Source organism: Amycolatopsis rubida, assembly GCF_900115345.1.
Taxonomy (GTDB): domain Bacteria; phylum Actinomycetota; class Actinomycetes; order Mycobacteriales; family Pseudonocardiaceae; genus Amycolatopsis; species Amycolatopsis rubida.
In genome coordinates, this window is sequence record NZ_FOWC01000013.1 from 228402 (window position 1) to 235322 (window position 6921).

A 6921-nucleotide genomic window follows, 5' to 3' on the forward strand; every position below is an offset into this window, starting at 1 on the left:
CCCGGCAGCCGAAGCCGCCGGGCCTTCCGGAAAGACTGCGCTCAGAGCTGGTTCGCGCGCTTCGCGAGAGCCGACTTCTTGTTCGCGGCCTGGTTGGCGTGGATCACGCCCTTGGTGACGGCCTTGTCGAGCTTGCGTGCGGCGTCGCGCTGCAGTTCGAGGGCCTTGTCCTTGTCACCGGCTTCGGCGGCCTCGCGGAACTTGCGGATCGCGGTCTTCACCGAGGACCGGATCGCCAGGTTGCGCTGCCGCGCCTTCTCGTTCGTCGTGATGCGCTTGACCTGCGACTTGATGTTGGCCATGGAGGCGTTCCTCTTTCACTCGGTGAAGGTCGCTGCCGCGTTCGTGTGGCTCCGGATCAGTCCCGAGGGGACTGCCGGGTTTCCTCCCTGACGGAATGCCGCACGGCAACAGTCGAAAATCTTAACAGCCCTGTTCGCGGCGCCGCGAACAGCCCCGGAGACCGCCCGGGGCACGCGAGCGCTCGGCATCCCGGCCTTGGCTCGGTTACGGTGGGCTTCGGTAGTGCCTAGGGTTCCGTCGCCTGCCCGTGGTCCCGCAGAGCGGGTCGCGAAGACAACGAGGGCGGGCGGGCCTGGTCCGAGCGGCACCTTCGGCGGGACACCGAGCCCCGCCGTTCATCTGACGGGACAAAAGCCTGGAGGACCCGGTCTTCAGCGTGCGCTGAAAACCTGAAGGGGTCCGGATGAACACCACTGCCCTCGCCATGGTTCTCGTCGCCGCGGTCGTGCACGCCGTGTGGAACCTCGCCGCCAAACGGGTTTCCGGCGGCCCGCGGTTCGTCTGGCTGTACTACACGGTTTCCGCGGCGGCGATGCTCCCGGTGATCGCGGTCGCGCTGGCCGTCGAACCGGAACGTCCGCAGTGGACTTGGCTGCTCGCCGCCGCGGGCACCGCGGTCCTGCACGTGGCCTACGGGATCGTGCTGCAGCGCGGATACGAGGTCGGCGACCTGTCCATCGTCTACCCGCTGGCCCGCGGGACCGGGCCGCTGGTGTCGGTGCTCGTGGCGGTCACGGTCCTGGGCGAACGGCCTGGCGTGCTCGGGCTGATCGGGGCCTTCCTCGTCGTCGCGGGCGTCCTGGTGATCAGCCTCGGCGGCGGCACCGGCGACGCCCGGGCTCGCCGCGCGGGGGTGTGCTACGGGGTCGCCACCGGCGTGGTCATCGCGGCTTACACGCTCTGGGACGCGCACTCGGTCACGTCGCTCGGCGTGCCTCCGCTCGTCTACTTCGGCGGCGGCGCGATCGGCCAGAGCATCTTGCTCGCGCCGACCGCCGCGCGCGGCCGCTCGGAGATCAAGCGGCTGTGGCGCGACCACCGGCGCGAGGTGCTGATCGTCGGGCTCGCCTCGCCGGCCAGCTACCTGCTGGTCCTGTACGCCCTGCGGATCGCGCCGGTCAGCCTCGTCGCGCCGGCGCGCGAATTGTCGATCGTCTTCGGCGGGGTCGCCGCCTGGCTCGTGCTGCGCGAGCGCAACGCGGCCCGCCGCCTCGCCGGATCGCTGGTGGTGCTGGCCGGGATCGCTGCGATTGCGGTCGCCTGAGCCGCTCGGGTAGGCAGGAGCCATGGACGTACTGAGCAGCCGGGTGCTGATCCACCCCCGCGACCACGAGGTGTCCACCGCGTTCTACCGCGACGCCCTCGGCCTCGCGATCGAGCGCGAGTTCCCCGGCGGCACGCGGTTTTTCGCCGGCGGCGGGTCGATCGAAGTGGTCGGCACGGGCGAGGAGGGGCCCGGTCCGGACGTCAACCTCTTCCTCCAGGTCCGCGATCTCCCGGCGACGCTGGCCGACCTGGCCGGACGCGGGGTCGAACCGGTGCGCGAGGCCCGGCGCGAACCGTGGGGCACCGACGAGGCGTGGATCGCCGACCCGGACGGGCTGCGGATCGTGCTCGTCGAGGTCCCGGAAGACCACCCGCTGCGCCGCGACCAGCGCTAGGCCGGTTTCCCGGCCCGGAGCTGGGCGGCGAGCGCGGCGAACCCCGGCGGGTCCCAGGTCCAGGTCTGCAGGTCGGTGAATCCGGCCGCGGCGGCTTCGCCGGCCAGCTCGTGCCGCGTCACCGGAAGCCACTTCTCGTGCGCCGAGAGCAGCAGCCGCCCGCCCGGCCGCAGCACGCGGAACAGCTCGGCGAAGGCCGCCGGGCGGTCTTCCCAGAACTGGACGTTGTTCACGGTCAGCACGACGTCCGCGGACGCGTCCGCGCAGCCGGTCCGGGCCGCGCTGCCCGCGCGCACCTCGGCGCGGTCGCCGCAGCGGTCCGTGCAGAGGTCGCGCATCTGCGGGGAGGGTTCGACGCCGATCACCTCGCCGGCGAGGTTGCTCGCCGCGTCGAGGCCGACCCCGGGTCCGGGGCCGACGACGAGCACGGTCTCGTCGGGTTCGAGGCGGGCCAGGTCGACGACGCGGTGCTCGGTCGCGGCGTTGCCGATCGCCATCAGCTTGCCGCCGAGCCTGCCCAGCAGGCCGCTGGGATGGCCGAAGGCCCGGTCGAGGGCGGCGTCGAGGACGCCGGGACCGGGCGGCGCGGGGGAGGGTGAAGTGCTCATGCTTCGAGGTCACCACGAGACGCGCGGGGCCGCATCGGGGATGACCCCCACCCGCACCCGGAGGTCCATGGGACGATGGGGCACGGACATCCCCCACCATCCCGAGGACAGCCCGAGTGACAGCGCCCAAGACGTTCGCCGACACCACCTTCACGCCGCCGGAGTTGATCCGCAACTTCTGCATCATCGCCCACATCGACCACGGCAAGTCGACGCTGGCGGACCGGATGCTGCAGCTGACCGGCGTCGTCGAGGAGCGAGCCATGCGCGCGCAGTACCTCGACCGCATGGACATCGAGCGGGAACGCGGCATCACGATCAAGGCCCAGAACGTCCGGCTGCCGTGGAAGATCAAGGACGGCCAGGGCGGTGCACAAGACTATGTCCTGCACCTGATCGACACGCCCGGCCACGTGGACTTCACCTACGAGGTCTCGCGGGCGCTTGAGGCGTGCGAGGGCGCGATCCTGCTGGTCGACGCCGCGCAGGGGATCGAGGCGCAGACGCTCGCGAACCTGTACCTCGCGCTCGAGAACGACCTGCACATCATCCCGGTGCTGAACAAGATCGACCTGCCCTCGGCGGACCCGGAGAAGTACGCGGCGGAGATCGCGCACATCATCGGTTGCGAGCCTTCGGACGTGCTGCGCGTGTCGGCGAAGACCGGCATGGGCGTGACCGAGCTGCTGGACGAATGCGTGCGCCAGGTCCCGCCGCCGGTCGGCGACGCGGACGCGCCCGCCCGTGCGATGATCTTCGACTCGGTCTACGACACCTACCGCGGCGTCGTCACCTACATCCGCGTGGTGGACGGCAAGATCACGCCGCGGGAGAAGATCAAGATGATGTCGACCGGCGCGACGCACGAGCTGCTCGAGGTCGGGATCATCTCGCCGGAGCCGAAGGCCAGCAAGGGACTCGGCGTCGGCGAGGTCGGCTACCTGATCACCGGCGTGAAGGACGTGCGCCAGTCGAAGGTCGGCGACACCGTGACGTCCGAGCGGCACGGCGCGACGGAACCGCTCGCCGGGTACCGCGAACCGAAGCCGATGGTGTTCTCCGGGCTGTATCCGGTGGACGGCTCGGATTACCCGGAGCTGCGCGAGGCGCTGGAGAAGCTGCAGCTCAACGACGCCGCGCTGACCTATGAGCCGGAGACGTCGGTCGCGCTGGGCTTCGGCTTCCGCTGCGGTTTCCTCGGCCTGCTGCACCTGGAGATCACCCGGGACCGGCTGGAGCGCGAGTTCGGCCTTGACCTGATCTCGACCGCGCCGAACGTGGTGTACCGCGTGGTGCTGGAGGACCGCAGCGAGGTCGTCGTCACGAACCCGTCGGACTGGCCGACTGGGCTCAAGATCGCCGAGGTGCACGAGCCGGTGTCGAAGGTGAGCATCCTCGCGCCGTCGGAGTTCGTGGGCACGATCATGGAGCTGTGCCAGGCGAAGCGCGGCACCCTGCTGGGCATGGACTACCTGTCCGAGGACCGCGTCGAGCTGCGCTACACGATTCCGCTGGCGGAGATCATCTTCGACTTCTTCGACACGCTGAAGTCGCGCACGCGCGGCTACGCGTCGCTCGACTACGAGGAGTCCGGCGAGCAGGTGGCGGACCTGGTGAAGGTCGACATCCTGCTCCAGGGCGAGACGGTGGACGCGTTCTCCGCGATCGTGCACAAGGACGCCGCCTACACGTACGGAAACCGCATGGCGACGCGGCTGCGCGAGCTGATTCCGCGCCAGCAGTTCGAGGTCCCGATCCAGGCGGCGATCGGCTCGCGGATCATCGCGCGCGAAACGATCCGCGCCATCCGCAAGGACGTGCTCGCCAAGTGCTATGGCGGCGACATCTCGCGGAAGCGGAAACTGCTGGAGAAGCAGAAGGAAGGCAAGAAGCGGATGAAGACCGTCGGCCGGGTGGAAGTGCCGCAGGAGGCCTTCGTCGCGGCACTGTCCACTGAGGACAACGGGAAGAACAAGAAGTAGTTCCACCTTCGGGTGAACGGCGGCTCCGGGTTTCCGGGGCCGCCGTTTTTTGTCGGTGGGGTCTGGTGTTCTCAATTGCTGACAGGGAGTCTCTGGCGCGAACGGGGAAAGGAGAGCGACCATGACGGTCGCAGCGGACATCCAGAATCCTTCCGGGTCGGGGCCCATGACGGTGCACGACCTCGAGGGGATGCCGGATGACGGCAGGCGTTACGAACTCATCGACGGAGTGCTGCTCGTGACTCCGGTGCCCGGGTATCGACACCAGAAGATCGGATACCGGCTCCACCACGTGCTGGAGGCGGCTTGCCCGCCGGAGTTCGACGTCCTCGGCGCACCATTCGCCGTGCACGTCGGCGACCGGATGGAACTGCAGCCGGACGTTCTGGTCGGCCGCGGCGAAGACTTCACCGCCAAGGACCTGCCCGTGCCGCCCGTACTCGCCGTCGAGGTTCTGTCGCCGAGCACGTCGATCCACGATCTGAACACCAAGAAAGCGGTCTACGAACGGCTGCGGGTGCCGAGTTACTGGGTGATCGACCCGGCCGCATCGGAGTTGACTGTGTTCGAACTGGACGAGGACGGCTTCTATCAGCAGGTCGCCAAGTCCGCGGGAGCCGAGGTTTTCCCAGCGCGGCGGCCGTTCCCGGTCCGGGTGGTGCCCGAGGCGCTGGTCGGGAGGGTTGAGGGGCCGGGTCGAACTCGGCACGCCTGGCACCGAGGTTCGCTCAGCCGTTCCCGATGATTTTGCCCACCTCCACGAACACCGCGGCGCGGCGTTCGGCGGCCATCACGCGGTCGTACTCCGCCCAGTCGTCGTGGGTGCCGGTGGCGGCTCGGAACACCTCGCGCAGCAGGGGCGGGAGGCCGCCGGCCGGGAAGGCGGGGTCGGGGTCGTCCGGGCCGATCAGGCGGACCGGGCCGGTCACCGAGAGCCAGCGCCAGCCGCGGCGGAACGTCACGGTCGCGTGGCCGTTGCGGCGCAGCAGGGCCAGTTTGCGCGCGCCGCCGACGGCTACGAAGCCCACGCTCGGCGTGCCGGTCACCGGGTCGTCCAGGATGCCCGCGTTCACCACGGACGCGTGCACGGTGCCGTCGGCGCGGGTCGTGGCCACGGTGGCGAGGCCGTTCTCCTCCACCGTCAGCGCGCGGAGCTGTTCCAGGGTTGCCGTCATGCTCTTCTGCAACGCGGCGGCGGCCCGGCGCATTTCCGGTCCGGCACTAGGCTCGGGGCATGTTCGATGATCTCGAGTTCCCGGTGATCGTGGCGCCGATGGCGGGCGGGCCGACAACTCCGCAGCTGGTCGGCGCCGTCACGGACGCGGGCGGGTTCGGTTTTCTCGCCGCCGGCTACGCCAGCCCGGAGACGCTGGACGCCCGGATCGCGCACACCGCCGACCTCACCGGCGGCCGGTTCGGCGTCAACCTGTTCGTCCCCGGCGGCCGGTCGGTGGCCGACCTCAGCGCGCACCGCGAACGCCTGCTCGCCGAAGCCGTCCGCTACGGCGTCGAACTCGGCGACGCGGTCTGGGACGATGACGAGTACCCGGCGAAGCTCGACCTCGTCGTGCGGCACCGGATTCCGGTGGTGTCGTTCACTTTCGGTGCGCCGACGTCCGCCGAGGTGCAGCGGATCCACGAGGCGGGCGGCAAGGTCGCGGTCACCGTCACGAACCCGGAGGAAGCCGACCTCGCCGCCGCGCGCGGAGCGGACGCGCTGGTCGTGCAGGGCTTCGAAGCCGGCGGGCACCGCGGTCTGTTCACCGACGACCCGGGCAACCCGGCCGGCGGCGAGGAATACGGCCTCCTCGCGCTGCTGCGGTTGCTCGGCGCGCGCACGAGCCTGCCGTTGATCGCGGCCGGGGGACTGGTCAACGGTGCCGACGTCGCGGCCGTGCTGGCCGCCGGTGCGTCGGCGGCCCAGCTGGGCACGGCTTTCCTGCTCGCGACGGAAGCCGGCACCGGCGACACCCAGCGCCGCGCGCTCGCCGAAGCTGGCCGGGCGACGGCTTTCACGCGCGCGTTCAGCGGACGTCCGGCGCGGGGCATGGTGAACCGCGTCCTGAGCGACCTTTCCGCGAACGCGCCCGCCGCGTACCCGCAACTGCACCACCTGAGCAAACCGGTCCGCGCGGCGGCCGCCAAAGCCGGTGACCCGGAGGCGATGTCGCTGTGGGCGGGCCAGACTTACCCGCTCGCCGGTGACGGTTCAGCGGCCTCGATCGTGGCCCGCCTGCGCACCGAGGCAAAGGCGGCGGCGGAACGGCTCGATCGGTTGCGTTGAGTGTCTGCTGGGGTGGGGGCGGGGATTGCGATGGCTTGGCCGGTTGCGTTGAGTGTCTGCTGGGGTGGGGGCGGGGATTGCGA

8 protein-coding genes are annotated in these 6921 nt (G+C 70.4%); 5 read left to right on the plus strand and 3 right to left on the minus strand.

All coding sequences use genetic code 11. The features are described from left to right. Positions 1 to 41 precede the first annotated feature (41 nt). Positions 42 to 302, minus strand: a complete 261-nt coding sequence (rpsT, locus tag BM362_RS36135; protein WP_009081037.1) for a 30S ribosomal protein S20 — start codon at positions 300 to 302, stop codon at positions 42 to 44. Positions 303 to 706: 404 nt separating this feature from the next. Here rpsT and BM362_RS36140 point away from each other — a divergent pair, with 404 nt between their 5' ends. Together BM362_RS36140 and BM362_RS36145 are read left to right on the plus strand one after the other, a co-directional pair. After that, positions 707 to 1567: a DMT family transporter gene (locus tag BM362_RS36140; protein ID WP_093576192.1), complete on the plus strand. Its 861-nt coding sequence runs from the start codon at positions 707 to 709 to the stop codon at positions 1565 to 1567. 22 nt (positions 1568 to 1589) lie between these two features. Beyond that, positions 1590 to 1964 (plus strand): VOC family protein, encoded by a 375-nt coding sequence (locus tag BM362_RS36145; RefSeq protein WP_093576193.1) that lies wholly within the window; start codon positions 1590 to 1592, stop codon positions 1962 to 1964. On the opposite strand, the gene BM362_RS36150 is transcribed toward BM362_RS36145, so the two are convergent. Continuing rightward, positions 1961 to 2572, minus strand: coding sequence for a class I SAM-dependent methyltransferase (locus BM362_RS36150; protein WP_093576194.1), 612 nt, complete (start codon positions 2570 to 2572; stop codon positions 1961 to 1963). The two genes, BM362_RS36145 and BM362_RS36150, sit on opposite strands and share 4 nt — an antisense overlap. 116 nt (positions 2573 to 2688) lie before the next feature. On the opposite strand from BM362_RS36150, the gene lepA reads away from it, so the two are divergent. Continuing rightward, positions 2689 to 4554, plus strand: coding sequence for a translation elongation factor 4 (lepA, locus tag BM362_RS36155; protein WP_067586253.1), 1866 nt, complete (start codon positions 2689 to 2691; stop codon positions 4552 to 4554). 121 nt (positions 4555 to 4675) lie between these two features. After that, complete coding sequence (locus BM362_RS36160) at positions 4676 to 5299, plus strand: Uma2 family endonuclease (RefSeq protein ID WP_093576195.1); 624 nt, start codon at positions 4676 to 4678, stop codon at positions 5297 to 5299. On the opposite strand, the gene BM362_RS36165 is transcribed toward BM362_RS36160, so the two are convergent. Then, positions 5283 to 5729, minus strand: coding sequence for a pyridoxamine 5'-phosphate oxidase family protein (locus tag BM362_RS36165; protein WP_093576207.1), 447 nt, complete (start codon positions 5727 to 5729; stop codon positions 5283 to 5285). The two genes, BM362_RS36160 and BM362_RS36165, sit on opposite strands and share 17 nt — an antisense overlap. Before the next feature lie 59 nt (positions 5730 to 5788). Here BM362_RS36165 and BM362_RS36170 point away from each other — a divergent pair, with 59 nt between their 5' ends. Beyond that, complete coding sequence (locus BM362_RS36170; RefSeq protein WP_067586259.1) at positions 5789 to 6838, plus strand: NAD(P)H-dependent flavin oxidoreductase; 1050 nt, start codon at positions 5789 to 5791, stop codon at positions 6836 to 6838. Positions 6839 to 6921 lie beyond the last annotated feature (83 nt).